The sequence below is a fragment of the Ruminococcus sp. MCC718 genome (assembly GCF_018783905.1).
GTDB lineage: Bacteria > Bacillota > Clostridia > Lachnospirales > Lachnospiraceae > Hominisplanchenecus > Hominisplanchenecus faecis.
Map to the genome: position 1 here is coordinate 1 of NZ_WQNP01000166.1, position 1,463 is coordinate 1,463.

Consider the following 1,463-nt stretch of genomic DNA (forward strand, 5'->3'; position numbering starts at 1 on the left):
TTTCCGGCTTCGATTTCTTTCTTGCCGTTCTTGTCCGTAGCGGTCGTATGGATTTTGATGATACGTTCTGTGATAAGAACAGTCTGTCCATCATCGTTGATGTCTTTATGTTCGGCAACCTTGACAGGCTCTTTCGGATTGCTTATATCGTACAATTCCTCAAAAGTAACAAGGTTCTGACCGCCAAGAGCTGAACTGTCAAAACTGTAAGTAATCTCAACCGTCATTTTTTCACTGTCAGCAGTGAAAGTATAATTACTGTCTACACGTTTCCCGTCAATCAGAAGTTCGGCGTTTTCTTCCTTTAACATCTGCCAGCCGGAAAGTTTATATTTTGTTCCAGCTTCCAAGCCATCAAGTGTGACTTTGTCCACGATCTTGATGTCCTTTCCGGCAACAATCATTTTTTCGCCTGTTTTCTTGTCGGTCGCTGTGGTATGGATTGTGATTTCTTTTTCGTATTCATCAGTAAGTGTCCCTAAATCTACGGTCACTTTATTTCTGGATACGACCACCTCAAAGGCTGGAATCAGCTTAAATCCGGCGTTGGAATCACACTTTAATTCCTCAATCACATAGGTATCATAGAGTAATGCACCTTTGCTGTCGTCTGGTTCAGATGTACCAAACCATACACCGTCCTCACTGGATTTTCCGGCATTGGTATTGACCTTGTGGGAAGCCCAGCTTGAAGCAGTGGAGAACTGACCGTTTTTGTCAGTAACTACAATATGGGATTCTCCCGTTGTCTTGCTTATAATTCTAAACGGAACACCTGCAAGACGTTTGTGTGTACCTGCACCGATTTTTACACCCTCAATATCGCCACGCTTAATCTGGTTGTAGACAGAGTGGGATTTATCGGTCAAGTCCACGATTTTTCCATCTTTTGTGATAGAAAAGTCGATTGCTTTTGCACCGTCTGTCAAATAGCCCTCTGGTGCTTTGCTTTCTTCTAATCTGTAATTTCCGTAAGGGAGTAAATCAGCAGAAGTAGAAGCAATTCCGTCAATGCCTGTCTGAATTTTCTTTACGGTTTCATTCTTGTTATATAATATTCCCTCAACCAGTATAGGACTGTCATTTAAGGAAATGATATTAAATTCTGTGTACTGTAAGGTCGCACTTCCCTGTGCTTTGGTATCCTTTGTTTCAAGGTCACGTTTCTGGATTTTCACACCGCCACGGATAACCTTGTCAGATACGGAATACTGGTTGCTTCCAGAAAGCACAGCAAGTTCGCCATCTTCGGAAATCTGTGTAAGGTATGTCCCCTTAATCTGTTCGGAACTTCCGTCAGCCTGCATATATGCACCATCTAACAGATAACCGTTTGGTGCTTTTGTTTCTGTGACAGTAAGTGTACCAAGTGGCAGTACATTTTTACCGTCCTGTGTATAGAAGCTGTCGCCGGATACTTTGTAGCTGTCGGCAAGTCTGGATACATAATGGATAGTTCCGTC

At 42.7% G+C, this 1,463-nt stretch carries 1 protein-coding gene; it reads right to left on the reverse strand.

The features are described from left to right. Window positions 1–1,463: VaFE repeat-containing surface-anchored protein (locus GPK60_RS15470; RefSeq protein WP_252191412.1), on the reverse strand; the 1,463-nt coding region annotated here is incomplete at both ends.